Below are 24,166 nucleotides of genomic sequence, written 5' to 3' on the forward strand. Positions count from 1 at the left end.
CAAACCCCGAAGGACACCCATGCCGACCTATACTGCTCCCACCCGCGACGCGCGCTTCGTCATCAACGAGGTGCTCGATCTCGCCAGCTATGGAAATCTTCCGGGGTTCGAAAGCGCGACCCCGGATCTGGTCGACACCATCCTGTCCGAAGCGGGCAAGTTCACCGCCGAGGTGCTCGCGCCCCTCAACCGGTCGGGTGACGAGCAGGGCTGCACGCGCCATCTCGATGGTTCGGTGAGCACCCCCGACGGGTTCAAGGAAGCCTACGCGCAGTTCGTGGAGGCCGGTTGGGGCACACTGACTGCGCCCGAGGAGTTCGGCGGGCAGGGCCTGCCGCATGTCGTCGGTTTCGCGATGGAGGAGTTCATTTCTTCGTCCAACCAGGCGTTCGGCATGTATCCCGGGCTCGCGAACGGCGCGGTTTCGGCGATCATCGCAGCGGGCTCGCAGGAGCAGAAGGAAAAGTACCTTCCCAGGATGATCGCGGGCGAATGGCTGGGCACGATGAACCTGACCGAGCCCCAGTGCGGCACCGATCTGGGTCTTATCCGGACCAAGGCGGAGCCGCTGGACGATGGCAGCTATGCGATCACCGGCACCAAGATCTTCATCTCGGCGGGTGAGCACGATCTTACCGAGAACATCATTCACCTGGTTCTGGCGAAGACTCCGGGTGCGCCCGACAGCTCCAAGGGCATCAGCCTGTTCATCGTGCCCAAGGTGCTGGTGAACGACGACGGCTCGCTCGGCGAGCGCAACGGTGTCGTCTGTGGCTCGATCGAGGAGAAGATGGGTATCCACGGCAACTCGACCTGTCTGCTGAACTACGACGGAGCGAAGGGCTGGCTCGTCGGCGAGGAGAACAAGGGGCTCGCCGCGATGTTCGTGATGATGAACGCGGCGCGCCTCGGCGTGGGCATTCAGGGGCTCTCGCAGGCCGAGGTCGCCTATCAGAACGGCGTCACCTACGCGCTCGACCGGCGGCAGGGCCGCGCCCTGACAGGTCCGGCGGAGCCTGGGGAAAAGGCCGATCCGATCTTCGTCCACCCCGACGTGCGGCGGATGCTGATGGATGCGAAAGCCTTCACCGAAGGGATGCGGGCACTCGCCCTCTGGACCGCGCTGGAGGTCGATATGACCCACCGTGCGGCGGACGAGAAAGACCGCAAGACGGCGGATCAGCTCGTCGGTCTGCTGACCCCCGTCATCAAGGGCTACGGTACCGACAAGGGCTACGAGATCGCGACCAATATGCAGCAGGTCTATGGCGGCCACGGCTACATTCGCGAATGGGGCATGGAGCAGTTCGTGCGCGATGCGCGTATCGCGCAGATTTACGAAGGCACGAACGGCGTGCAGGCGATGGATCTGTGCGGCCGCAAGCTGCCATCGAAGGGTGGGGCGGCGATCCAGGCGTTCTTCAAGCTCGTCGGCGAGGATGTGGGCGCCGCGAAGGACGACGAAGCGCTCGCTCCGCTGGCCGATAAGTTGGAGAAGGCGCTGGGTGAACAGCAGGCCGCGACCATGTGGTTTATGCAGAACGCAATGCAGAACCCCAACAACCTAGGCGCGGGTGCCCATCACTACATGCACCTGATGGGTATCGTCTGCCTCGGGCTGATGTGGCTTCGCATGGCGAAGGTGGCGCAGGAGAAGCTGGCGGGTTCGCCGGAGGACAAGGCGTTCTACGAGGCGAAGTTGAAGACCGCGCGCTATTTCTTCGATCGCTACGTACCCGATGCGGGCGCGCTGCGGCGCAAGATCGAAAGCGGGAGCGAGAGCATGATGGCGCTGGAAGAAGCGGACTTCGCCACCGCCGCCTGATCCAGCCGGATACGAAAAAGGGCCGGACCGCGAAATGGTCGCGATCCGGCCCTTCTCGATCAGGCACTGCGATTATTCGGGCAGGAAGTCCGCCACCGAGAGGTAGCGTTCGCCCGTATCGTAGTTGAAACCGAGGATGCGGGTTCCGCTGTCCAGCTCGGAAAGCTTCTTGTCGATTGCAGCGAGCGTCGCTCCGCTCGATATCCCGACCAGCAAACCTTCCTCGGCCGCGCAGCGGCGCGCCATTTCCTTGGCCTTGTCCGCATTCACGGCGATCGCACCGTCGATGCTGCCGGTATGCAGATTGTCGGGAATGAAACCGGCGCCGATTCCCTGAATCGGGTGTGGGCCGGGCTGGCCTCCGCCGATCACCGGCGAACCCTCTGGCTCCACGGCATAGGCCTTCATGGAGCTCCAGTGCTTCTTGAGCTCCTCCGCACAACCGGTGATGTGGCCCCCCGTACCCACGCCGGTGATCATGACATCGATCGGATCGTCGGCGAAATCGTCGAGGATTTCCTTCGCGGTGGTCCGCACGTGAACCTTGTAGTTCGATTCGTTGTCGAACTGGCTCGGCATCCAAGCCCCATCGGTCTGTTGGACCAGTTCGGTAGCGCGTTCGATCGCGCCCTTCATCCCGCCTTCCTTGGGCGTGAGGTCGAATTTGGCACCGTACGCCAGCATCAGGCGTCGCCGCTCAATGCTCATGCTTTCGGGCATGCACAGGATCAGTTCGTAGCCTTTAACCGCGGCGACCATGGCAAGGCCGATGCCGGTATTGCCGCTGGTCGGTTCGATGATGGTGCCGCCGGGTTTCAGCGTGCCGGCCTTCTCCGCATCTTCCACCATGGCTAGGGCGATGCGGTCCTTGATCGAACCGCCGGGATTGGCGCGTTCGGATTTCACCCAGACTTCGTGATCGGGAAACATCCGCGAAAGGCGAATGTGCGGGGTGTTTCCGATGGTGGCTAGAACGCTGTCGGCTTTCATGAGATATGCTCCTGCAATTGCTCTTCGGGGCTTTCTTCATCCAACGCAGGCGGCGGGTCGAAGGTCCGGGTGGTCCGCAGAACCGGAAAGATACGGCTCCACAGGATCACGGTCGATATGGCGCCCGCACCACCGGCGACAAGGGCGGCCACGGGGCCGATGAGGAAGGCAAGGCTGCCAGAGAAGAAGTCGCCGAATTCGTTGGAGGCGCTGATCGTCAGCAGGCTGACGGCGGAAACGCGGCCCCGCTTGTCATCCGGCGTGTGTAGCTGGATCAGAGACTGGCGGATATAGACCGAGAACATGTCGGCCGCGCCCACAATGAACAGCATCGCGAGGCTGAGCGGCATCCAGGTCGACAGGCCGAACCCGATGGTCGCGCCGCCGAATACCGCCACCGCGCCCAGCATTTTCGGCCCGACATTGGTCTTGAGCGGGCGGATGGAAAACCATGCCGCGGTCAGCGCCGCGCCGATGGCCGGTGCCATGGCGAGTTGCGCCAGACCGGTTTCCCCCACCTGCAACACATCGCGGGCAAAGACGGGCAGCAGCGCGTTGGCTCCGGCGAGAAACACCGCCAGCAGGTCGAGCGTGATCGAACCGAGCACCATCTTATTATGGACGACATAGCGCAGCCCCTCCACGATCCGCCCGATCGGACGCTGAGCCCCGGCGATGGGGGTACGCGGAACCTCTCCGATGAAGCCGAGCGAGACGATAGCGACCAGGAACAACGCACCCGCGACAGCATAGGGAAGCGCCGGCTGGATCGCGTAGAGATACCCGCCCAGTCCCGGGCCCGCGATCATCCCGACCTGCCACGCGATGGAAGACAGCGCGATGGCGTTCGGCAGGATCGCCTTAGGTACCAGATTGGGGGCGAGGGCGGACAGCGCAGGGCCGTTGAATGCGCGAACGATGCCCAGCACCACGGCGATGCCGAACAGCCAGTGAAGCTCCAGCAACCCCTGCCCGGTCAACAAGGCGAGCGCGATGGCGCAGCCCAGTTGCAGGACCACGGTAGATCTCGCGACCGTGCGACGATTGAACCGGTCGGCCACGAGGCCGGAAAACGGGGTGAGGAGGAATAGCGGAACGAACTGGAACAGCCCGATCAGCGCCAACTGGCCCGACGCTTCCGCAACGTTATGCCCGGCATCGCGCGCGATGTTGTAGGTTTGCCAGCCGATGATCAGCATCATCGCGTACTGGCCCAGCGTCATGGTCAGCCGGGCGAACCAGTAGGCGCGAAAATTGGCAATGCGGAAGGGGTGGGTGGGTTCGCTCACCCCCGCGCCTTGGCATTCGCCGCGATCGAATACCAGCGCTTAAGACTGGCTCAGCGCATCCGCTTGAGACGTGGATTGGGCTGCAACTGTTCGATAATCGCCATCAGGTCGTCGGTCCGCAGAACGCGCTCGAACTGGAATCCGGCGCGTGTGTCGCGTGCCCAGATCGTGTGTGCCTCGATCCGGCCGATGATTGGCAGACGCACGATCACGCGCTCGCCACGCTCGATCCCTTCCGCGTTGTCGATCATGAAACCGTTTGCGGAGATATTGCTGATGTGAAACGCGATATCGCCGCGTTCGCTATGTTCCGCCAGGGTAGGGTAATCGACCGGATGGCGCGAAGCGCGCCGCTGATCGGTTACAGACAACTGTGCTCCCACGGCCATGGTTTCACCGGTCCCTTCTTCGCCAACTTCGTGAAGGGAGACAATTGCCGGGTAATCGCTGACATCTGGTTAAGAGCGGACTGTCCCGTTTCGACACAAGATAAAGGAAATCAGTCGCTTAACCCCTCAGGAGGCCGTGCTTCTTCTTGCCGAGACTGATGCGGATGTCCGATCCGGGCGAAGGGGAGAGCTCCAGCGCGAGGTCGTCCACCACCTCGCCGTCGACCCGGATCGCACCCTCTTTGATCTTGCGCTTGGCCTCGCCATTCGACTGCACGAAGCCGAGCGCGTTGAGCACGGTGACCAGGGGAACCGGGCCGGAATCGGGGACATGAACGGGTAGATCGGCCCCGGCTCCGCTGCCTGCGAACGTGTCGCGCGCGGTCGCCGCGGCTGAAGCCGCCGCCTCTTCGCCGCGGACGAGTGCGGTCACTTCGTTGGCAAGAACTTCCTTCGCTGCATTGATCTCGCTCCCTTCGAGCGATTCGAGCCGTGCGATCTCGTCCAGCGGCAGATCGGTGAACAGACGCAGGAAGCGGCCGACGTCACGGTCGTCCGTATTGCGCCAGTATTGCCAGAAGTCGTAGGCGGGCAACTGGTCTTCGTTGAGCCAGACAGCGCCGTTGACCGATTTGCCCATCTTGGACCCGTCGGCCGTGGTCAGCAGCGGGGTAGTGACACCGAATACCTCCTGCCCATCCATGCGACGCGTCAGCTCGATCCCGTTGACGATATTGCCCCATTGATCGCTGCCGCCCATCTGCAGCCGGCACGCGTACCGCTGCGACAGCTCTCGGAAATCGTACGCCTGCAGGATCATGTAATTGAATTCGAGAAAGCTGAGCGACTGCTCACGATCGAGCCGCAGCTTGACCGAATCGAAGCTGAGCATGCGATTGACCGAGAAATGCTGGCCCACCTCCCGCAGGAAGGGGATGTATTCGAGTCGGTCTAGCCATTCCGCATTGTCCAGCATCACCGCGTCGGTCGGCCCGTCGCCAAAGGTCAGGAACCGTTCGAACACCGTGCGGATCGACGCCACGTTGGCGGCGATCCTGTCGTCGGTCATCAGGCTGCGCGCATCGTCCTTGAAGCTGGGATCGCCGATCTTGCCGGTGCCCCCGCCCATCAGCACGATGGGTTTGTGGCCCGTCTGCTGCAAGCGGCGCAACAACATGATCTGCACCATCGATCCGACATGCAGGCTTGGCGCGGTGGGATCGAAGCCGATATAGGCCGGCACGATCTGCTTTGCCGCCAGCGCGTCCAGCGCCGCCGCGTCGGTAATCTGATGAAGATAACCGCGCTCTTCGAGCAGGCGCAGGAGGTCGGATGAATAGGTGCTCATGGTGGGCGCCCGCTAGCACGGGGGAGGGCCGATGAAAACGCATGAACTGGTGCCGCACATCGCCTTTCCGCCGCGGCGGGTAAGCGCGGTGACGGTCTATGTCGCACAGCACCCCGGCTGGCTGTGGCTGCGTTGGCGCATCGACACCGCCCGGCGTCTCGTGGCGCCGCCTTTCGCGGGGGCAGGGCGCGCGGATGGGTTGTGGCAGACGACCTGTTTCGAGCTGTTCCTGCGGCCCGAGGCCGGGGAGGGTTATTGCGAGTTCAACTTCTCCCCATCCGATCGCTGGAACGCCTACGATTTCGACCGTTATCGCGACGGCGTGCGCGAGCGGCCGGGCGAGGCCGCACCGGTTTGCACCATGCGAACCGGACGCGTCTTTGCGCTGTTCGAGGCAGCGATCCCGCTATCCCTGCTACCCGATGCCCCTTGCGCGATGGGCTTGAGCGCGGTCATCGAGGAGGAAGGCGAAGAGAAGAGCTTCTGGGCGCTAGCGCAACCCGCCGGCCATCGCCCCGATTTCCACGATCCCGCTTGCTTCGCCGCGACGCTTCATCCACGCGGAGCGGTATGAAAACCGGACTGGACCGCCTGCTCGCCGACCCCACCTTGCGCAAACCGCTGGAGGGTAAGCGCGTCGCGCTGGTCGCCCATCCGGCTTCGGTCGCGTCGGACCTGACCCACAGCCTCGACGCCCTGATTGCGGCGGGTCTCACCGTGACCAGCGCGCTCGGCCCTCAGCACGGGCTGAAGGGGGACAAGCAAGACAATATGGTGGAGACGGCGGACGAAACCGATCCGCAATACGGCATCCCGGTCTTCAGCCTCTATGGCGAGGTGCGTCGGCCTACGGGGCAGATGATGTCTACCGCCGATGTTTTCCTGTTCGATCTGCAGGACCTCGGCTGCCGCATCTACACCTTCGTCACGACGCTGCTCTATCTGCTTCAGGAAGCGGAGAAGCACGGCAAGAGCGTCTGGGTGCTAGACCGCCCCAACCCGGCGGGCCGTCCGGTGGAAGGCACGTTGTTGGTGCCGGGACAGGAAAGCTTCGTCGGTGCCGCTCCCATGCCGATGCGGCATGGGTTGACCATGGGCGAGATGGGGCGATGGTTCGTCGAGCATTTCGACCTCGACGTCGAATACCGGGTCGTGACGATGGAAGGGTGGGAGCCGGACGGCCCCGGTCATGGCTGGCCGCAAGATCGCATCTGGATCAACCCGAGCCCCAATGCCGCCAATGTGAACATGGCGCGCGCCTATGCGGGCACGGTGATGCTGGAAGGCGCGACGCTGAGCGAGGGGCGTGGCACCACGCGTCCGCTGGAAGTGCTGTTCGGAGCACCGGATATCGACGCGAAGGGGGTGCTGGCAGAAATGGAACGGCTCGCGCCCGAATGGCTGGCGGGATGCGCTCTACGCGAATGCTGGTTCGAGCCGACCTTCCACAAGCACGCAGGAACCCTCTGCAACGCGTTGATGGTTCACGCCGAAGGGCCGTTCTACCGGCACGATGCATTCCGGCCGTGGAGGCTGCAGGCCCTGGCTTTCAAGGCCATTCGCGCCCTCTATCCGGATTACGACATGTGGCGCGACTTTCCCTACGAATACGAGAGGGAGCGGTTGGCGATCGACGTTATCAACGGTGGGCCGAGCTTGCGCGAATGGGTCGACGATTCCGCCGCTACGCCGCACGATCTCGACAACATAGCCGCCTCGGATGAGGCGAGCTGGGTAGAGGCCGTGCGCGGTCATCTGCTCTACTGAACGGGAATGTGACGATGGATCGGCGGCAATTCACAAAGCTCGTGGGAATGGGTGGGGCTGTCGCGCTTTGGTCGCCTTCCTCGAAAGCCGGCGATACTGGGGCGACGGGCGCATTGCCCAACCTTGCAGCCGCTGCCAAACCGATATCGGTCGAAGAACGGCGGATGCGGGTGGCGAAAGCTGCCGCGCTGATGCGCGCGAGCAACATCGACGCCGTGCTGGTCGAAGCGGGGTCGAGCCTGGTATATTTCACCGGCATTCGCTGGTGGCGCAGCGAGCGACTGACCGGCGCGATTATCACCCGCGAGGGCGAAATCTCGGTCGTCACCCCCTTCTTTGAGGAACCGTCCGTCCGCGAGACGCTGGCGCTCGATGCGGAGGTGCTGACTTGGAACGAGGATGAGGATCCTCTGGGTCTCCTCGGCGGCTGGCTTCGGAGCCGAGGCCTGTCGAAGGGCATGATCGGGGTCGAGGAAACCGTACGATATTTCGCGGTGGACGGCCTGCAGGCCGCTCTGCCGGATGCGAGAATCGTCAGTGCCAACCCGATCGTCCGCGGGTGCCGGATGATCAAGTCTCCGGCCGAGCTCGCATTGATGCAGGTCGCGAACGACATCACGCTGAACGCTTACCGGCGTATGTATCGCAATATCGAAGCCGGGATGACCCCGGCGGACGTCGGTGCGCTGATCAACGATGCGACGGCGGCAATGGGCGGCTCGCCCGAATTCGCGCTGGTCCTGCTGGGCGAGGCAAGTGCGTATCCGCACGGAACCGGGAAACCGCAGGAGGTACGCGAAGGCGAAGTCGTGCTGCTCGACTGCGGCTGCAACGTGCACGGCTATCAGAGCGATATCTCGCGCAGCTTCGTGTTCGGCGAGCCAAATGCAAGGCAGCGCCTCGTCTGGAATCAGATGCGCAAAGGACAGCAGGTGGCATTCGAGGCGGCGCAAATCGGAACGCAGGCGGGCAAGGTCGACGATGCGGTACGCGCCTATTACCGCACGCTGGGTTACGGTCCCGGCTACAAGCTACCGGGTACGTCCCACCGGACCGGCCATGGCATTGGGCTCGACGGTCACGAGCCCGTTAATCTGGTCCATGGAGAAACGACGCGGCTCGCGTCGGGCATGTGTTTTTCGGACGAGCCCGGCATCTACATCCCCGGCGAATTCGGCATTCGCTTGGAAGACTGTTTCCATATGACAGAAAGTGGGCCGCGCTGGTTCACCCAGCCACCAGCATCGATCGACGATCCGATCAGTTAGATGCCAGGCCAGGCGATTCAGCGTGCGGGAATGAATTCGGCGCGGCGAGGGTCGCTTTCCGGAACCGGACGGATGTCACCTTCCGGGCTTTTCATGACGAGGACCGTGCAGCCATCGATGCGATGATCTACCGCCGAATAGAGCAAGGGCTTGTCCGAGCTGGAAGCGCGGCGATCGAGCTTGAGCAGGCCACGATCTTCCCGCACCGTCATGACCGTGTCCCGGCACCGCTCGTCGGAGCGCGTGCTCGTTGCCCGCGTCTCGGCAAGGTTCATCGGGTCCTGCGGTTCGGCCTGCGCGGATATGAGCGGCGCGGCGGCGACAAGTGCAAACAAAGCTTTCATCGGCATTCTCCGTTCAGGCGAAACCTATCCTATCCCTGCTTGCGGCTCAACTCGCGCATCGCGTCGTCCAAACCGTCAAGCGTGAGGGGATACATGCGATCGTTCATCAGTTCGCGCATCATGCGGGTGCTTTGCGAATAGCCCCACTGCTTCTCGGGCACGGGATTGAGCCAGACGGTCGCCGGATAAGTATTGGTCATCCGGCGCATCCAGGTCGCGCCCGCCTCCTCGTTCATATGCTCCACGCTGCCGCCGGGATGGCTGATTTCGTAGGGGCTCATCGCTGCATCGCCGACGAAGACCACCTTGTAGTCGTGACCGAACTTGTGGAGCACGTCCCACGTCTTGGTCCGCTCCTGCCAGCGGCGGCGGTTGTCCTTCCACACGCCTTCGTACAGGCAGTTGTGAAAGTAGAAGAACTCGAGGTTCTTGAATTCAGTGGTTGCGGCGCTGAACAGCTCCTCCGTCACCTTGATAAAGGGGTCCATCGACCCTCCGACGTCGAGGAAGAGCAGCAGTTTAACCGCATTGTGCCGTTCGGGGCGCATGCGGATGTCGAGCCAGCCCTGCTTGGCCGTGCCGCGAATGGTTCCTTCGAGATCAAGCTCATCCGCCGCACCCTCGCGCGCGAAGCGCCGCAGGCGGCGCAGTGCCATCTTGATGTTGCGGGTGCCGAGTTCCTTCGTGTTGTCGAGGTTCTTGAACTCGCGCTTCTCCCACACCTTGATCGCGCGCTTGTGCTTGCTCTCACCGCCGATCCGAACGCCTTCGGGATTGTAGCCCGAATGGCCGAAGGGCGATGTGCCGCCGGTGCCGATCCACTTGTTGCCGCCGTGGTGCTCCTCGTTCTGCTCCTCGAGCCGCTTCTTCAGCGTCTCCATGATCTCGTCCCAGTCGCCCAGCGACTCGATCTCGGCCATTTCCTCCGGGGTCAGGAATTTTTCGGCAACGGCTTTCAGCCACTCCTCCGGAATATCGACCGGGTTCTGGCCGTAATCGGTCAGCACACCCTTGAAGACCTTCTGGAACACCTGGTCGAAGCGGTCGATCAGCCCCTCGTCCTTCACGAACGTCGCGCGTGAGAGGTAATAGAACGCCTCGGGCGTCTGGGCGATGACGTTGCGATCGAGCGCCTCGAGCAGCGTTAGGTGCTCCTTGAAGCTGGCGGGGATACCCGCCTCGCGCAATTCGTCGACGAATTTGAAGAACATCAGCTTTCCAGTGCCGGTTTTTCGATTGTGGGTTTCGCAGCGAGGGAGGGCGCGCGGATGCGTGCGACCGCGCTGACCAGCACGAAGCTGATATACATGAGCATATACCACGCGCCCAGCTTCATCGGTGAAACCATGGTCCAGCCAGTCGCCTGGTCGGGATAGCTCCATGCGCGGGCGAAGGTGCCGAGATTCTCGGCGAACCAGATGAACAGCGCGACGAGGAACCAGCCGAGTAGCAGCGGCAACCAGCGCGGCGTGCGCCAGACCGTGAACCATACGCGGGTCCGGGCAAACAGGATGAGCAGCGCGGCGAACAGCGCCAGCCGGATGTCCGGCAGCCAGTGATGGGCAAAGAAGTTTACGTAGATCGCGACCGCGAGCCCCCAGCTTGCCCAGCGGGGCGGATAGCCGGTGTAACGAAAGTCGAAGATGCGCCAGACACGGGCGATATAGCTACCGACGGCGGCATACATGAAGCCCGAGAACAGCGGCACATCGCCGATCCGCAGCACGCTGGTCTCGGGATAGAGCCACGATCCGTGCGCTGTCTTGAACAGCTCCATCACCGTGCCGACGACGTGAAAGGCAAGGATAACCTTCGCCTCCTCCCACGTTTCCAGCCGAAATCCGAGCATACCGAGCTGGATCGCCAGCGCGGCGAGAGTCAGGAAATCGTACCGCGCCAACGTTGCGTCGTCGGGGTAGAAAAGGTGCGTCGCAACGAGCAGGACCAGCATCAATGCGCCGAACAGGCACGCCCAGCCTTGCTTGAAACCGAACAGCGCGAACTCGTAAATCCACGCATGCCATCCGGGTCGCGGCTCGAACGATTCGAGCCGCGCGCGGATAGCCGCGAAGCGCGTGGTTTGCGGCTTGCCCAGCGGGTCAGCCGCCCGGATTGCGCCGGCTCATGAAAGCGAGCCGTTCGAACAGCATGACGTCCTGTTCGTTCTTCAGCAGCGCACCGTGGAGCGGCGGGATCGCTTTGTTCGGGTTGCTGTCCTGCAGCACCTCCAGCGGCATGTCCTCGTTCATCAGCAGCTTAAGCCAGTCGAGCAGTTCGCTGGTCGAGGGCTTCTTCTTCAGGCCCGGCACTTCGCGCAATTCGTAGAACACGTCCATCGCCTGCTTCACCAGCCGCGCCTGGATGCCGGGAAAGTGCACGTCGATGATCGCCTGCATCGTGTCGCGATCGGGGAACTTGATGTAGTGGAAGAAGCAGCGGCGCAGAAACGCGTCGGGCAACTCCTTCTCGTTGTTGGAGGTGATGACGACGATCGGGCGTTCCTTCGCCTCGATCCGCTCCTGCGTCTCGTAGACGTCGAAGCTCATGCGATCGAGTTCCTGCAGCAGGTCGTTGGGGAACTCGATGTCCGCCTTGTCGATCTCGTCGATCAGCAGCACGGGTAGCTCGGGCGCAGTGAACGCTTCCCACAGCTTGCCCTTCTTGATGTAGTTCGCAATGTCGTGGACCCGCTCGTCGCCCAGCTGGCCGTCGCGCAAGCGGGCGACCGCGTCGTACTCGTAAAGCCCCTGCTGCGCCTTGGTGCTCGACTTGACGTTCCATTCGATCAGGGGGGCATCGATCGCCTTGGCGATCTCGTGGGCCAGCACCGTCTTGCCGGTGCCGGGCTCACCCTTGACCAGCAGGGGGCGCCGCAAGGTGACAGCGGCGTTGACGGCCACCTTCAGGTCTTCGGTCGCGATGTAGGAACTGGTGCCTTCGAATTGTGCGGTCATACTGCTCCATCCGGATTGCTTTACGTAAGCGTTAGGGAAGCGGGCGGGCGCGGGCAAGGCCGCTGGCACCGCACCGATCCATCGCCTAGGGCGTGGCCGCCAATATCGGATAATCGAGAGAAACAGCATGCCGACCGAGACCGTGACCATCGAAAATGCGGAAGGCATTGAGCTCTCCGGGTCGATCGAGATGCCCGCCGGGGCTGTTCGCGGTGCTGCGCTGTTCGCGCACTGCTTTACCTGCACGAAGCAAAGCATCGCCGCGGTGCATGTCTCGCGCGCGCTGGCGCGTCATGGTATCGCGACGCTACGGTTCGATTTCACTGGTTTGGGGGGTAGCGAGGGCGAGTTCGGCCACCAGGGGTTCTCGGGCGATGTCGACGATCTCGTCGCGAGCGCGGGCTTTCTCGAACAGCGCTTCGGCGGACCGATCCTGCTGGTCGGCCACAGCCTGGGCGGCGCGGCCGTCTTGGCGGGAGCGGAGCGGCTCCAGAATGTAGCGGGCGTCGTCACCATCGGCGCACCGGCCAGCGTGCCGCATGCGCTGAAGCAGGTCTCCGGTAATCTCGGCGCGATCGAGCAGGATGGCGAAGGGCCGGTTGATATCGGCGGTCGCCCCTTCACGGTCAGCCGGACCTTCATCGAACAGATGCGTTCGGCCGACCTCCTGTCCTGCGTCACAAAGCTGCGCATGCCGCTGATGGTCATGCATTCGCCGACCGACGACACGGTCGGGATCGAGAACGCCGCCAAGTTGTTCGAGAAGGCCCATCACCCGAAGAGCTTCGTAAGCCTCGAAGATGCGAACCATCTGCTCACGCGATCCGCGGACGCCACATTCGTGGCCGAAATGACCGCCGGATGGGCGCATAAGCGGTTTCCCGAATTGGAAACGCAATTGCCGGACGAAGGCATTCGGGTCTCCACCGGCCACGGGCGCTTCGCGAGCATCGTCGAGAGCCGGAGCCACCATTTCGTCGCCGACGAGCCGCGCTCGGTCGGAGGGGACGGTACCGGCCCGACGCCCTACGACCTGCTGCTGGCGGCGCTCGGCACGTGCACCGCGATGACGATGAAGATGTACGCCGATCGCAAGGGCTGGCCGTTAGCCGGGACACGCATCGAGCTGCGCCACGAGCGCGATCACCAGCAGGAATGCGACCACGTCACCGCCATGGAAGAGGGCAAGCAGATTCAGGCCCTTTACCGGGAAATCGCTCTCCTCGGAGATGAACTCACGACCGAACAGCGCGCGAAGCTGATCGAGATCGCGGACAGGTGCCCGGTGCATCGCACGCTGGATGGGCATCTCCACATTCATACCGAGACTGCCGAAGACTGAGCCTCAGGCGTCGATCAGGTCGCGGTCGAGCTCGCCTGCGCGGTTCTGGATGAAGTTGAACCGGTGTTCGGGATTGCGGCCCATCAGGCGATCGACCAGTTCCTTCACCGCGTGGCGCTGCTCGTGCTCGGGGGGGAGGGTGATCCGGATCAGGCCGCGGCTCTCGGGTGCCATGGTGGTTTCACGCAATTGCTGGGGGTTCATTTCGCCGAGGCCCTTGAACCGCGCGACCTCCACCTTCTTGCCCTTGAAGACCGTTGCCTCCAGCTCGGCACGATGCGCGTCGTCGCGAGCGTAGGCACTCTCCTTGCCCGCCGTCAGCCGATAGAGCGGCGGTTGTGCGAGAAATAGGTGCCCGCGCTTCACCACCTCAGGCATTTCCTGGAAGAAGAACGTCATCAGCAGCGTTGCGATGTGTGCGCCGTCGACATCGGCATCGGTCATTATGATGATCCGGTCGTAGCGCATGTTCTCCGGATCGCAGTCCTTGCGCGTGCCGCAACCCAGCGCGAGGACCAGGTCGGCGATTTCCGAATTGGCCCGAATCTTGTCTGCGGTGGCGCTGGCGACGTTCAGGATCTTGCCACGGATCGGTAGAATCGCCTGGGTCTTGCGGTTGCGCGCCTGCTTGGCGCTGCCGCCCGCGCTGTCGCCCTCGACGATGAACAGCTCGGTCTCGCCGTCGCCTTCGCCGCTGCAGTCGGTCAGCTTGCCGGGCAGGCGCAGCTTCTTTGCGTTCGTCGCGGTCTTGCGCTTGACCTCGCGCTCGGCCTTCCGGCGCAGCCGCTCGTCCATCCGCTCCATCACGCTGCCGAGCAGCGCGCGGCCACGATCCATGTTCTCGGACAGGAAATGGTCGAAGTGATCGCGCACCGCATTCTCGACCAGCCGCGCAGCCTCGGGACTGGTCAGGCGGTCCTTCGTCTGGCTCTGGAATTGCGGATCGCGGATGAAGACGCTGAGCATGATCTCGGCGCCCGTCATCACGTCGTCGGCGGTGATGTCCTTGGCCTTCTTCTGCCCGGTAAGGTCGCCGAATGCGCGCAGTCCCTTTGTCAAAGCAGCACGCAGGCCCTGCTCGTGCGTGCCGCCATCGGGCGTGGGTACGGTGTTGCAGTACCAGCTGGTCGAACCATCGGAATACAGGGGCCAGGCGATCGCCCACTCGACGCGGCCCTGTGTCGTGCCGTCCTGCTCGGGAAAGTCCTGCGAGCCGGCGAAGGGCGTAGCAGTGACGCATTCACGCTCGCCGATCTGCTCGGCGAGGTGGTCCGCCAGCCCACCGGGAAAATTGAAGGTCGCCTCCGTCGGGACGTCTTCACTCGCCAGCGTCTCGTCGCATTTCCAGCGGATCTCGACCCCGGCGAACAGGTAGGCCTTCGACCGGGCGAGCTTGAACAACCGCTTCGGATTGAATTGCCGATCCCCGAAAATCTCTGGGTCGGGGGTGAACGTCACCGTGGTTCCGCGCCGGTTCGGTGTCGGACCCAGCTCCTCGATCGGGCCGAGCGTCTGCCCCTTGCTGAATTCCTGCGCATAGAGCTGGCGGTCGCGCGCAACCTCGACCCGCGTATGCGCCGACAGCGCGTTCACAACTGACACGCCCACGCCGTGCAGACCGCCGCTGGTGGCATAGGCCTTGCCCGAGAACTTGCCGCCCGAATGGAGCGTCGAGAGGATCACTTCCAGCGTCGACTTGCCGGGGAATTTGGGATGCTCGTCCACCGGCATGCCGCGACCGTTATCGGTCACGGTGACGCGGTTGCCCGCCTCCAGCTTGACCTCGATCCGGCTGGCGTGCCCCGCCACCGCCTCGTCCATCGAATTGTCGAGCACTTCGGCCACGAGATGGTGGAGGGCGCGATCGTCGGTGCCGCCGATATACATGCCCGGGCGGCGGCGGACCGGCTCCAGCCCCTCCAGCACCTCGATCGAGGAGCTATCGTAATCGCCGCTGGAAGCGGGCGTGTTCTCAAAAAGATCGTCGGCCATGTGCCTGCTATAAGGCGCGGTTTCGCCTAGCTACAAGCGGGGCCTTCGGCTTTTCGGCATTCGTGCGCTCAGTTGCCGAAGCGGGAAGGGGCCTGGTCCACGATCACGACTTCGCCGTCGCGCACCTCGCGCACCTCCATCGCGCGCTCGACCAGTCCGGTCTTTTCGAAGCGGAAAGCGCCGTCGAGGCCAAGGAAACCGCCTTGGTCCAGCAGCTTGCGCGTGGGGAAGGGGGTGCCGGGTTTCCAGTCCGTCGCCACCCGCAGCGCCAGCAGCACGCTGTCGTAACCCAGCGTGGAGATACGGAAGGGCTGCCCACCGAAGCGAGTCTTGTAGCTGTCGGAGAACTTGCGGAAGCGCGCGTCGGAAACGGCGGCAAACTGCGCCCCGCGCATCGCAGCGTTGCGCGTCAGGGCAGCTTCCCCGCTCCACAATTCGGTGCCGATGATGCGGCCCGGTCCGCTGCCGCCGGGGTGGAGGACCTTGGCTGCTTCGATCGCCCGATCGGCCCCGTCGGCTACCAGCACGGCATCGAACCCGCCGTTCTGGCGTAGACGCTGCGCCGCGCTGACGATCGAGGTGTTGCTGCGGCTATAGCTCTCGATCCGGGTGACGGTGCCGCCGACGCGGGCGACCGCTTCCTTCAGCGCCTGTTCGGCGCGGCTTCCGTATTCGCCATCGGGGATGAGGGCGGCAAAGCGGCGCGCGCCCTTCGCCCCGGCGTAGCGCACAGTCCGTTCGATCGATTCGCTGGGAATATGGCCCATGACGAAGACATCGGCCCGGGCGACCTGCGCGTCGTTCGAGAAGGAGATCAGCGGGACGTCGGCGGGCCGCGCCTCGGCCAGGACGTCCCCCACATCGTTCGACATGAGAGGCCCCAGGATAAGGCGGTTGCCGTCAGCGATTGCCTGCCGCGCGGCGGTGCGCGCACCGCTCGCGGTGTCGTAGGTGGTGATACGAAGGTTCTCCGCACCGGTATCGAGCAGGGCCATCGTGGTGGCGTTCGCTATCGACTGACCCACCGCGCCATTGCTGCCGCTCAGGGGAACGAGCAGGGCGACGCGATGCCGCGTTTCATCGCTGGGCAGGGTGGATGTGCTGGGTCCCGCGGTCGGTTCGGGTGCCGGGCCGGGGGTCGAGGTCTGCGGCGCCTTCGGGATGATCTGACACCCCGCGAGCAGCGCAGCCGCCACGACCAGAATGGAGCGGCGGTTCAGCCTCGAAAAACTCATTGTTGCGATTCCCTCTTGTCCCGGTGCATGGGCGTTGGCGTGGAAAGCGAAGCGACCCGCCAACCCCTGTCTGCCGGACTGTATATAGTCGCCACGCCCATTGGCAATCTCGGCGACATCACCCTGCGCGCGATCGACATCCTCGCTCGCTGCGACGGAGTGGCGTGCGAGGACACGCGCGTGACCGGCAAGCTCATGAAGCATCTCGGGCTGTCCAAGCCGCTATGGCGTTACGACGATCATTCGGGAGAACGCGACAGGGCGCGCCTGGTCGAGAGCATGGCCACGCGCGCGGTGGCGCTGGTAAGCGATGCGGGAACGCCGCTGGTTTCCGACCCCGGCTTCCGTCTGGTGGCGGCAGCGCGCGAGGCGGCGGTTCCGATCACCACGATACCCGGAGCATGCGCGGCGATCGCGGGTCTGACGCTTTCCGGCCTGCCCAACGACCGCTTCCTGTTCGCCGGTTTCCTGCCGGTGAAGGACAAGGCGAGAGGCGATGTGCTCTCTGGTCTAGCGGCGATCGACGCGACGTTGATCTTCTACGAAACCGGGCCGCGCCTGACGAAGAGCCTCTCAGCTATCGAACGGACATTGCCTGGCCGGGCCGTCTCGGTGGCTCGCGAGCTGACCAAGCTGCACGAGGAGTGCCGTACAGGGTCGGCGGAAGAACTGATCGCACATTACGAGGCGCATCCCCCGAAGGGCGAAATCGTACTGCTGGTCGGACCGCCGGGCGAGAGCGAACCGGGGGATTTCGACATCGATGCCCTGCTGCGTGATGCGCTCGAAACCGAAAAGCCTTCTCAGGCCGCGGCGCGGGTGGCGAAGGCCACGGGGCAGGATCGCAAGACGCTTTACGCCCGCGCGCTGGAGCTCCGCCGATGAAGCGCCAGCGCGCCGAGAGCGCTGGTCGCGAAGGGGAGCGGCAAGCGGCGCTGTACCTCCAACTGAAAGGCTGGCGCATTCTCGACCGCCGCCGCAAGACCCCGCTGGGCGAGATCGACCTGGTGGCGCGACGGGGGAATCTCGTCGCTTTTATAGAGGTCAAATGGCGACGCAAAGCGAGCGATCTCGATACCGCGATAGACGAATTCCGGCTGCGCCGTGTCGCGGCCGCTGTCGGAGCGGTCGCACATGAATATGCGACGCAGGGTGAGGATATTCGTATCGATGTCCTGCTGATGGCGCCGCGCAGCATGCCGCGCCATATCGTCAACGCCTGGATGCCCTGATTTGACCGGAGAAAACACATGCCGCTGAACGCCGCCTTCCAGATGGACCCCATGGAAAGCATCAAGATCGCAGGCGATTCCAGCTTCGCGCTGATGCTTTCCGCGCAGGCGCGCGGGCATCGCGTGTGGCATTACGACGTTGCGACGCTGGCCTACGAAGACGGGCGCATCACCGCGCATGCTGCGCCGGTGACGGTGCAACGGGTCGAGGGCGATCATTTCACCATGGGGGAGCGGCGGCGGATCGATCTCGGCAGCGAGATCGACGTGGTGCTGATGCGGCAGGACCCGCCGTTTCACCTCGGCTACATCACCGCCGCATTTCTGCTCGATCGGCTTAAGGGCACCACCCTGGTGGTGAACGATCCGCGCGAGGTGGTAAACGCGCCGGAAAAGATGTTCGTACTCGACTACGCGCGCTTCATGCCGCCGACGCTGATCGCGCGGCATGCCGACGATGTGCGCGCCTTCCAGGAGAAGCATGGTTCGGTCGTGGTGAAGCCGCTGCACGGAAACGGCGGCAAGGCGATCTTCCGCCTGGGCGAGGACCGGATGAACACCTCCGCCCTATTCGAGGTTTTCAACCAGACTTGGCCCGAACCCCACATGGTCCAGCCCTTCCTCCCTTCCGTAAGCGAAGGCGACAAGCGCATCGTGCTGATCGACGGCGAATTCGCGGGCGCAATCAACCGCTTGCCGGGCGAGGGCGAGTTCCGCTCCAACCTTGCGCAAGGGGGTCGTGCCGAGGCGGCGACGCTGACCGCGCGAGAGGAAGAAATCTGCGCGGCGATGGGGCCGGAGCTCAAGCGCCGGGGACTGGTCTTCGTCGGGATCGACGTGATCGGCGGCGAATGGCTGACCGAGATCAACGTCACCAGCCCCACCGGAATCGTCGCGATCGACAGGTTCAACGGCACCGATAGCGGCGCGGCGATCTGGGACGCGATCGAGGCGCGCCACGCCGCGATGTAGCGAATGCGCGAACCTTCGCCGCCCTCGCGCATTGAGGGGGGCATGGATTCGGTCATCGTCGATATCGTCCAGCAACTCGGCCTTGCCGGCATCGCCATCCTGATGGCGCTCGAAAACATTTTTCCGCCAATGCCGTCGGAAGCGATCATGGGCGCGGCGGGCCTCGCCGTTCACCATGGTCGCATGAACCTGTGGGCGGTGGTCGTCGCCGGGACTCTTGGCACCCTGGTCGGCAATTACTTCTGGTTCTGGATCGGCGACAAATGGGGCTACGAGCGCCTCGGCCCGTTCATCGATCGCTGGGGACGGTGGCTGACGATGGAGTGGGAGGACGTCGAGAACGCCAGCCGCTTCTTCCGCAAGCATGGCCACTGGGTCGTGTTCCTGTTGCGCACCACACCGATCATGCGGACGATGATTAGCCTGCCCGCCGGCCTTGCCCATATGAACTGGATCAAGTTCAGCATCTTCACCGCAGCGGGTGCGGCGCTGTGGAATATCCTGCTGGTGGTCGGGACAGGGTGGCTCGTCAGCGCGTTTCCCGGAGCGACCTCGATCTTCGCTGGCGTGCTCATCGCGATCGCCGCGCTATCGATCCTCGCCTATATCTGGCGGCTCGTCACATGGAAGCCGCGTAGCCGCCGTGACTAGTCCTCGCGCTCGCGCGGATGCGCCGCGCGATAGGTATCGAGCATCGTTGCGGCATCGACCTTGGTGTAGATCTGCGTCGAGCCCAAGCTCGCGTGGCCGAGCAATTCCTGCAGGCTGCGAAGGTCGGTCCCGTTGCCCAGCAGATGCGTTGCGAAGCTGTGCCGCAGGGCGTGGGGTGTTGCGCTTGCCGGAAGCCCCAACGAGCGGCGCGCGCGGGCGGTCGCCTTTTGGATGAGCCCCGGCGAAAGCGGCCCACCCTTGGCACCGCGGAACAGTGGTTCGGCAGGCGCCAGCGGCCACGGGCAGGTGGCGGTATAGCGCGCGACGGCTTCGGCCACCTTCGGCAGTATCGGCACCAGACGCTGCTTGCCGCCCTTGCCGGTCACCAGCAGTCGATCGCCCAACGGCGCATCCCGCCCGGCAAGCGACAGCGCCTCCGCGATGCGCAGGCCAGCCCCGTAAAGCAGGTACAGCACCGCCCGGTCGCGCGCGCCGATCCAGCCTTCCACCGCGTCGCTCTCGACCCGTTCGGCGAGGTTCACCGCATCGTCCGGTGTGACAGGGCGGGGAAGGCCCTTCTTCGTTCGCGGACCGCGCATCCGGGGCGCGGCGGGCTCGACCTCTCCCGCTTCGCGGCGGGCAAACGCAATGAACCCTTTCAGCGCCGACAGCTCGCGCGCGGCGGAGGCGTTTGACAAACCCTCCGCCCGGCGGGACGCCATATGGCGACGCAAGGCCGCGTGGTCGATGGCGGCCACTTGCGGCCAGTCGTCGTGGGACTGTGCAAGCAACAACCGCCGTGCCGCGGCTTCGTAAGCGCGAACCGTGTGAGGCGAACGCCGCCGATCCTGCGCCAGATAGGCGCTCCACTGCGCCAGCAGCGCGGCTTCGCTCACGACGTCACCAGCCCATCGTCCACCAGCTCTCCGAGCAGGGCATCGAGCAGTGGCATACCCGCCGGGGATATAGCGATGCGCGCCCCCTCTGTGCGCACGAAGCCGAGATCGGTGTAGAGCGCGAGCCGGTCGGTTCGGAGCAGCCGGTCGGGTTCGAGCCCGAAGCGGCGACCCAGTTCGACCCGGTCGATCCCCTCACGCAGCCGCAGGCCCATCAGCAGCGCTTCGCTCGCCTGTTCGCGAACCGAAAGCTCGCGCGTTTCGGCGATACCCGAGCCCTCAGCATCGATCGCCGCCAGCCAGTTCTCAGGCTTCCGGTGCCGCGTGGTGGCCAGCCCGCTGCGGCGCCCGTGTGCGCCCGGTCCGATCCCGACATAGTCGCGATAGCGCCAATAGGTCAGATTGTGCGCGCTTTCCTTACCCGATGTCGCATGATTGCTGATCTCGTATGCTGGCAAGCCTGCGCTTTCGGTCAGTTCGCGGGTCACCGCGAACAGATCGGCCGCCGCGTCGTCGTCCAGCGGAGCGAAATCTCCGCGCCGCACGTCTGTCGCGAAACGCGTGCCGGGTTCTATTGTGAGCTGGTAGAGTGACAAATGCCGGGTGGCGAAGGATAGACCGTGCCGCAGCTCCCGCTCCCATTCCTCTGGCGACTGGTTCGGTCGGGCGTAAATCAGATCGAACGTCACCCGGTCGAAGATCGACTGCGCTGCCTCCAACGCGGCGGTCGCCTCGCCCACCGAATGCTCGCGACCGAGGAACCGCAGCGCTTCGGGCTCGAAACTCTGGACGCCGAGGGAGACGCGATTGACCCCGGCGGCGGCGAAGTCCCGAAACCGCGCCGCCTCGAACGAAGTCGGGTTCGCCTCGCAGGTGATCTCGATATCGGGTGCGAAACCCCACAGCCGCTCCGCTTCTTCCAACAGTCCTGCGACGGTGCGCGCTTCCATCAGCGAAGGCGTGCCGCCACCGAAGAAGATTGAGGTCAGCGTTTCGTTGCCGGCCAACGCGGCCTCGGCCTGCATGTCGGCCTTCATCGCGGTGAGCCACGGCGCCTGGTCCACGTCCTCGCGGACGTGGCTGTTGAAGTCGCAATAGGGGCACTTCTTCAGGCAGAAGGGCCAGTGGATGTAGAGAGCGCGGGCCACGCGGGCGATCCTAGCTGTCGAATTGCTCCACGACCAGCTTGGCGAAGGCATCGGCGCGGTGGCTTATCGCATGTTTCTCGTCCGGATCGATCTCGGCGAAGGTCATGTCGCGGCCTTCGGGGACGAAGACGGGGTCGTAGCCGAAGCCCATTTCGCCGCGGGGCGGCCAGGTAAGTGAACCGGCACAGGTACCTTCGTAAACCGCATGCTCGCCGTCTGGCCATGCAATGGCGAGGACGCAGTGGAAGGCCGCGCTGCGATCGATACCCGCGCCGCGCTCGCGCAGCATCCCCTCCACCTTGCCCATCGCCATGTACCAGTCCCGGCCCGGTTCGCCTTCGAACCACTGCCGCTCGGCCCAGTCGGCGGTATACACACCGGGGCGGCCATCGAGTGCTGCGACCGAGAGACCACTGTCGTCGGCGAGCGAGACGATCCCCGATCCTTCCGCCGCCGCGCGCGCCTTGAGAAGCGCGTTCTCGATGAAGGTGGTGCCCGTCTCCGCCGGCTCTGGCAGGCCCAGCGAGCCTGCACTCAGGCATTCGACGCCATAGGGCGCGAGGAGAGGCGAAATCTCTTTCAGTTTTCCCGCATTGTGCGTCGCGATGACGAGCTTGCCCGAGCCGATGCGCCGCGTCACCGGACCGCCGCATCCTGTGCCTTGAAGATCTCGTCGCAACCGGTACGCGCAAGTCGCAGCAGGCGCAGGAGGCCTTCCTCGTCATAGGTCGCGCCCTCCGCTGTGGCCTGCACCTCCGCTATCTGGCCACCCTCGATCAGCACGAAATTGGCGTCCGCATCGGCGCTGGAATCCTCGTCGTAATCGAGGTCGAGCACCGGCGTACCCTTGTAGATGCCGCAGGACACCGCCGCGATCTTGGCCGAAATCGGATCGTTCACGATCAGGCCTTGCTTCATCAGCCCGTTCACCGCGAGCCGCAGCGCGACCCACGCGCCGGAGATCGAGGCGGTGCGGGTGCCGCCATCGGCCTGGATCACGTCGCAATCGAGGGTGATCTGCCGCTCGCCCAGCTTCTTCATGTCAACCACGGCGCGCAAGGAGCGACCGATCAGCCGCTGGATTTCCTGGGTGCGCCCTCCTTGCTTGCCGCGCGCCGCCTCGCGTTGACCGCGGGTGTGGGTCGCGCGCGGCAGCATCGAATATTCGCCGGTGACCCAGCCTTCGCCCTTGCCGCGCAGCCATGGCGGAATGCGTTCTTCGATGCTCGCAGTGCACAACACCTTCGTGTCGCCGAAGGAAATCAGGCACGACCCCTCTGCATGCTTGGTGTAGCCGGTTTCGATGGTGATGGGGCGCATCTCGTCGGGCGCACGGCCGGAAGGTCGCATTGGGTAATCTCCTGTTCTCTCGCACGCGCGCTAGAGGAGATTGGGGGGGCGCGGCAAGCGCAGGCGGTTCTAAATTTGCGTGTAGCCGAACGCGCGCTAGATGATGGGGCATGGCTTCACCCCCGATCAGCGAAATGACAGAGCGGATGCGTGCGATCTTCCGCCTCGTGGTGGAGGGCTATCTCGACAGCGGTCAGCCGGTCGGGTCGAAGACCTTGGCGCAGGGCGGGGCGCTCGACCTATCGCCCGCCTCGATCCGCTCCGTGCTGGCCGATCTCGAAAGCCTGGGCCTGCTCGCCGCGCCGCACACCAGCGCGGGCCGGATGCCGACCGATAGTGGGCTGCGCCTGTTCGTCGACGGGATGATGCAGGTGGCCGAACCGACAGCCGAAGAACGCCGCGCGGTGAAGGAGCGGCTGGGCGAGGGCGGGCCGATCGAGGAAGCGCTGGAGCGCACCAGTGCGCTCCTTTCCGATATCTCGGGCGCTGCGGGTATGGTCATGGTGCCTACCCGGGAGCAGCGCCTGTCGCAATTCAGCCTGGTCGATCTCGGGCAGGGCCGCGCCCTCGCGGTGGTGGTCGCCGAGGATGGTGGGATCGAGAACCGTGTAGTGGAACTGGGGGCGGGGCTTGCGCCGACCGCGCTGGAGCAGGCGGCTAATTATATCAGCGCACGCCTTTCGGGACGTACTCTCGCCGAAGCGTCCGCCGCAATGCGCGCCGAACTGGCATCGGGTCGCACCGAACTGGACGAGGCGAGCCGCAACCTCGTGCAACGGGGCCTGGCCGTGTGGAGCGAGGACGCGGCGCAGCGCCCGGTACTGATCGTGCGCGGGCAATCGAAACTGCTCGACGAGGCTGCGCTGACCGATCTCGACCGGGTGCGCTCGCTTCTGGACGACCTGGAAAACAAGCAGTCTGTCGCCGATTTGCTGGAACGTGCCCGCGATGCCGAGGCGGCGCGGATATTCATCGGAAGCGAGAACCGGTTGTTCGCGCTATCCGGCTCTTCTGTGGTCGCTTCTCCCTATCGCGATCGCGAGGGAAGGGTGGTCGGCGTACTGGGTGTGATAGGGCCGACGCGGTTGAATTACGCGCGCGTCGTTCCCATGGTGGATTTCACCGCCCGATCCCTGGGCAAACTCTTCGGATAGAAACAGAAAGAAAAGCGCGA

Annotated in this window: 24 protein-coding genes; 10 read left to right on the forward strand and 14 right to left on the reverse strand. The window is 64.4% G+C overall.

From position 1 onward, the window contains the following. The first annotated feature begins 19 nt into the window (after positions 1–19). Positions 20–1,825: an acyl-CoA dehydrogenase C-terminal domain-containing protein gene (locus MKP08_RS10610; protein WP_241553800.1), complete on the forward strand. Its 1,806-nt coding sequence runs from the start codon at positions 20–22 to the stop codon at positions 1,823–1,825. A gap of 72 nt (positions 1,826–1,897) precedes the next feature. Here the strand turns inward: MKP08_RS10610 and cysK are convergent, their stop codons facing one another. The 4 genes from cysK to tyrS form a co-directional block, all read right to left on the reverse strand. Then, positions 1,898–2,815, reverse strand: a complete 918-nt coding sequence (cysK, locus tag MKP08_RS10615) for a cysteine synthase A (protein ID WP_241553801.1) — start codon at positions 2,813–2,815, stop codon at positions 1,898–1,900. Beyond that, the gene (locus tag MKP08_RS10620) at positions 2,812–4,104 is read right to left on the reverse strand and encodes an MFS transporter (protein WP_241553802.1); all 1,293 of its coding nucleotides are present in this window, start codon (positions 4,102–4,104) and stop codon (positions 2,812–2,814) included. The genes cysK and MKP08_RS10620 overlap by 4 nt, the downstream gene beginning before the upstream one ends. A 50-nt stretch (positions 4,105–4,154) precedes the next feature. Next, complete coding sequence (locus MKP08_RS10625; RefSeq protein WP_241553803.1) at positions 4,155–4,493, reverse strand: PilZ domain-containing protein; 339 nt, start codon at positions 4,491–4,493, stop codon at positions 4,155–4,157. 118 nt (positions 4,494–4,611) lie between these two features. Next, entirely contained in the window at positions 4,612–5,841 is a 1,230-nt protein-coding gene (gene tyrS / locus MKP08_RS10630; protein ID WP_241553804.1) for a tyrosine--tRNA ligase, read from the reverse strand. Between the two features lie 31 nt (positions 5,842–5,872). Here tyrS and MKP08_RS10635 point away from each other — a divergent pair, with 31 nt between their 5' ends. From MKP08_RS10635 to MKP08_RS10645, 3 genes are read left to right on the forward strand one after another with little or no spacing between them, the layout of a single operon-like run. After that, entirely contained in the window at positions 5,873–6,415 is a 543-nt protein-coding gene (locus MKP08_RS10635) for a DOMON-like domain-containing protein (RefSeq protein ID WP_241553805.1), read from the forward strand. After that, entirely contained in the window at positions 6,412–7,608 is a 1,197-nt protein-coding gene (locus MKP08_RS10640; RefSeq protein WP_241553806.1) for an exo-beta-N-acetylmuramidase NamZ domain-containing protein, read from the forward strand. The genes MKP08_RS10635 and MKP08_RS10640 overlap by 4 nt, the downstream gene beginning before the upstream one ends. A 47-nt stretch (positions 7,609–7,655) precedes the next feature. After that, positions 7,656–8,876, forward strand: a complete 1,221-nt coding sequence (locus tag MKP08_RS10645; protein ID WP_241553807.1) for a Xaa-Pro peptidase family protein — start codon at positions 7,656–7,658, stop codon at positions 8,874–8,876. Positions 8,877–8,893: 17 nt separating this feature from the next. Here the strand turns inward: MKP08_RS10645 and MKP08_RS10650 are convergent, their stop codons facing one another. The 4 genes from MKP08_RS10650 to MKP08_RS10665 are packed head-to-tail and all read right to left on the reverse strand — an operon-like array spanning position 8,894 to position 12,174. Then, positions 8,894–9,220, reverse strand: a complete 327-nt coding sequence (locus MKP08_RS10650) for a hypothetical protein (protein WP_241553808.1) — start codon at positions 9,218–9,220, stop codon at positions 8,894–8,896. A 29-nt stretch (positions 9,221–9,249) separates the two neighbouring features. Continuing rightward, positions 9,250–10,431, reverse strand: coding sequence for a VWA domain-containing protein (locus tag MKP08_RS10655; protein WP_241553809.1), 1,182 nt, complete (start codon positions 10,429–10,431; stop codon positions 9,250–9,252). Continuing rightward, a complete protein-coding gene (locus MKP08_RS10660) occupies positions 10,431–11,333 on the reverse strand; it encodes a DUF817 domain-containing protein (protein WP_373418103.1) in 903 nt (300 codons plus the stop codon). The genes MKP08_RS10655 and MKP08_RS10660 overlap by 1 nt, the downstream gene beginning before the upstream one ends. Further along, positions 11,320–12,174: a MoxR family ATPase gene (locus tag MKP08_RS10665; RefSeq protein WP_215228227.1), complete on the reverse strand. Its 855-nt coding sequence runs from the start codon at positions 12,172–12,174 to the stop codon at positions 11,320–11,322. Before MKP08_RS10665 ends, MKP08_RS10660 begins: the two co-directional genes overlap by 14 nt. Before the next feature lie 127 nt (positions 12,175–12,301). On the opposite strand from MKP08_RS10665, the gene MKP08_RS10670 reads away from it, so the two are divergent. Then, positions 12,302–13,516, forward strand: coding sequence for a bifunctional alpha/beta hydrolase/OsmC family protein (locus MKP08_RS10670; protein ID WP_241553810.1), 1,215 nt, complete (start codon positions 12,302–12,304; stop codon positions 13,514–13,516). A gap of 3 nt (positions 13,517–13,519) precedes the next feature. On the opposite strand, the gene parE is transcribed toward MKP08_RS10670, so the two are convergent. Both parE and MKP08_RS10680 read right to left on the reverse strand, forming a co-directional pair. Beyond that, positions 13,520–15,508 (reverse strand): DNA topoisomerase IV subunit B, encoded by a 1,989-nt coding sequence (parE, locus tag MKP08_RS10675; protein WP_241553811.1) that lies wholly within the window; start codon positions 15,506–15,508, stop codon positions 13,520–13,522. Between the two features lie 68 nt (positions 15,509–15,576). Next, positions 15,577–16,743 (reverse strand): penicillin-binding protein activator, encoded by a 1,167-nt coding sequence (locus MKP08_RS10680; protein ID WP_215228224.1) that lies wholly within the window; start codon positions 16,741–16,743, stop codon positions 15,577–15,579. Positions 16,744–16,782: 39 nt separating this feature from the next. On the opposite strand from MKP08_RS10680, the gene rsmI reads away from it, so the two are divergent. The 4 genes from rsmI to MKP08_RS10700 are packed head-to-tail and all read left to right on the forward strand — an operon-like array spanning position 16,783 to position 19,598. Continuing rightward, positions 16,783–17,628, forward strand: a complete 846-nt coding sequence (gene rsmI, locus MKP08_RS10685) for a 16S rRNA (cytidine(1402)-2'-O)-methyltransferase (RefSeq protein WP_241553812.1) — start codon at positions 16,783–16,785, stop codon at positions 17,626–17,628. Next, positions 17,625–17,975: a YraN family protein gene (locus tag MKP08_RS10690; protein ID WP_215228222.1), complete on the forward strand. Its 351-nt coding sequence runs from the start codon at positions 17,625–17,627 to the stop codon at positions 17,973–17,975. Before rsmI ends, MKP08_RS10690 begins: the two co-directional genes overlap by 4 nt. Before the next feature lie 18 nt (positions 17,976–17,993). Beyond that, on the forward strand, positions 17,994–18,947 hold the full coding sequence (gene gshB / locus MKP08_RS10695; RefSeq protein WP_215228221.1) for a glutathione synthase: 954 nt from the start codon (positions 17,994–17,996) through the stop codon (positions 18,945–18,947). Between the two features lie 42 nt (positions 18,948–18,989). After that, positions 18,990–19,598 carry a DedA family protein gene (locus MKP08_RS10700; protein WP_241553813.1) on the forward strand — a complete coding sequence of 203 codons (609 nt, stop codon included), beginning with the start codon at positions 18,990–18,992 and terminating at the stop codon, positions 19,596–19,598. On the opposite strand, the gene MKP08_RS10705 is transcribed toward MKP08_RS10700, so the two are convergent. The 4 genes from MKP08_RS10705 to rph are packed head-to-tail and all read right to left on the reverse strand — an operon-like array spanning position 19,595 to position 22,992. Then, positions 19,595–20,494, reverse strand: coding sequence for a tyrosine recombinase XerC (locus MKP08_RS10705; protein WP_241553814.1), 900 nt, complete (start codon positions 20,492–20,494; stop codon positions 19,595–19,597). The two genes, MKP08_RS10700 and MKP08_RS10705, sit on opposite strands and share 4 nt — an antisense overlap. Next, positions 20,491–21,642 carry a radical SAM family heme chaperone HemW gene (gene hemW / locus MKP08_RS10710; RefSeq protein WP_241553815.1) on the reverse strand — a complete coding sequence of 384 codons (1,152 nt, stop codon included), beginning with the start codon at positions 21,640–21,642 and terminating at the stop codon, positions 20,491–20,493. The genes MKP08_RS10705 and hemW overlap by 4 nt, the downstream gene beginning before the upstream one ends. Positions 21,643–21,652: 10 nt before the next feature. Continuing rightward, entirely contained in the window at positions 21,653–22,282 is a 630-nt protein-coding gene (gene rdgB / locus MKP08_RS10715) for an RdgB/HAM1 family non-canonical purine NTP pyrophosphatase (protein ID WP_241553816.1), read from the reverse strand. Next, the gene (gene rph / locus MKP08_RS10720; RefSeq protein ID WP_241553817.1) at positions 22,279–22,992 is read right to left on the reverse strand and encodes a ribonuclease PH; all 714 of its coding nucleotides are present in this window, start codon (positions 22,990–22,992) and stop codon (positions 22,279–22,281) included. Before rph ends, rdgB begins: the two co-directional genes overlap by 4 nt. A 110-nt stretch (positions 22,993–23,102) precedes the next feature. Here rph and hrcA point away from each other — a divergent pair, with 110 nt between their 5' ends. Beyond that, positions 23,103–24,146 carry a heat-inducible transcriptional repressor HrcA gene (gene hrcA / locus MKP08_RS10725; RefSeq protein ID WP_241553818.1) on the forward strand — a complete coding sequence of 348 codons (1,044 nt, stop codon included), beginning with the start codon at positions 23,103–23,105 and terminating at the stop codon, positions 24,144–24,146. The last annotated feature ends 20 nt before the right edge of the window (positions 24,147–24,166 follow it).

The sequence above is a fragment of the Erythrobacter sp. LQ02-29 genome, assembly GCF_022576075.2.
Taxonomy (GTDB): Bacteria; Pseudomonadota; Alphaproteobacteria; order Sphingomonadales; family Sphingomonadaceae; genus Alteriqipengyuania.

Excerpts from the sequence above, each read along its gene's own strand:
- MKP08_RS10610 (WP_241553800.1), top strand. The coding sequence starts at position 20 with ATGCCGACCTATACTGCTCCCACCCGCGACGCGCGCTTCGTCATCAAC.
- MKP08_RS10635 (WP_241553805.1), top strand. The coding sequence starts at position 5,873 with ATGAAAACGCATGAACTGGTGCCGCACATCGCCTTTCCGCCGCGGCGG.
- MKP08_RS10680 (WP_215228224.1), bottom strand. The coding sequence starts at position 16,743 with ATGAGTTTTTCGAGGCTGAACCGCCGCTCCATTCTGGTCGTGGCGGCT.
- MKP08_RS10640 (WP_241553806.1), top strand. The coding sequence starts at position 6,412 with ATGAAAACCGGACTGGACCGCCTGCTCGCCGACCCCACCTTGCGCAAA.
- parE (WP_241553811.1), bottom strand. The coding sequence starts at position 15,508 with ATGGCCGACGATCTTTTTGAGAACACGCCCGCTTCCAGCGGCGATTAC.
- MKP08_RS10700 (WP_241553813.1), top strand. The coding sequence starts at position 18,990 with ATGGATTCGGTCATCGTCGATATCGTCCAGCAACTCGGCCTTGCCGGC.
- gshB (WP_215228221.1), top strand. The coding sequence starts at position 17,994 with ATGCCGCTGAACGCCGCCTTCCAGATGGACCCCATGGAAAGCATCAAG.
- MKP08_RS10690 (WP_215228222.1), top strand. The coding sequence starts at position 17,625 with ATGAAGCGCCAGCGCGCCGAGAGCGCTGGTCGCGAAGGGGAGCGGCAA.
- rph (WP_241553817.1), bottom strand. The coding sequence starts at position 22,992 with ATGCGACCTTCCGGCCGTGCGCCCGACGAGATGCGCCCCATCACCATC.
- MKP08_RS10645 (WP_241553807.1), top strand. The coding sequence starts at position 7,656 with ATGGGTGGGGCTGTCGCGCTTTGGTCGCCTTCCTCGAAAGCCGGCGAT.
- MKP08_RS10625 (WP_241553803.1), bottom strand. The coding sequence starts at position 4,493 with ATGGCCGTGGGAGCACAGTTGTCTGTAACCGATCAGCGGCGCGCTTCG.
- MKP08_RS10665 (WP_215228227.1), bottom strand. The coding sequence starts at position 12,174 with ATGACCGCACAATTCGAAGGCACCAGTTCCTACATCGCGACCGAAGAC.
- cysK (WP_241553801.1), bottom strand. The coding sequence starts at position 2,815 with ATGAAAGCCGACAGCGTTCTAGCCACCATCGGAAACACCCCGCACATT.
- tyrS (WP_241553804.1), bottom strand. The coding sequence starts at position 5,841 with ATGAGCACCTATTCATCCGACCTCCTGCGCCTGCTCGAAGAGCGCGGT.
- hrcA (WP_241553818.1), top strand. The coding sequence starts at position 23,103 with ATGGCTTCACCCCCGATCAGCGAAATGACAGAGCGGATGCGTGCGATC.
- MKP08_RS10650 (WP_241553808.1), bottom strand. The coding sequence starts at position 9,220 with ATGAAAGCTTTGTTTGCACTTGTCGCCGCCGCGCCGCTCATATCCGCG.
- MKP08_RS10655 (WP_241553809.1), bottom strand. The coding sequence starts at position 10,431 with ATGTTCTTCAAATTCGTCGACGAATTGCGCGAGGCGGGTATCCCCGCC.
- MKP08_RS10670 (WP_241553810.1), top strand. The coding sequence starts at position 12,302 with ATGCCGACCGAGACCGTGACCATCGAAAATGCGGAAGGCATTGAGCTC.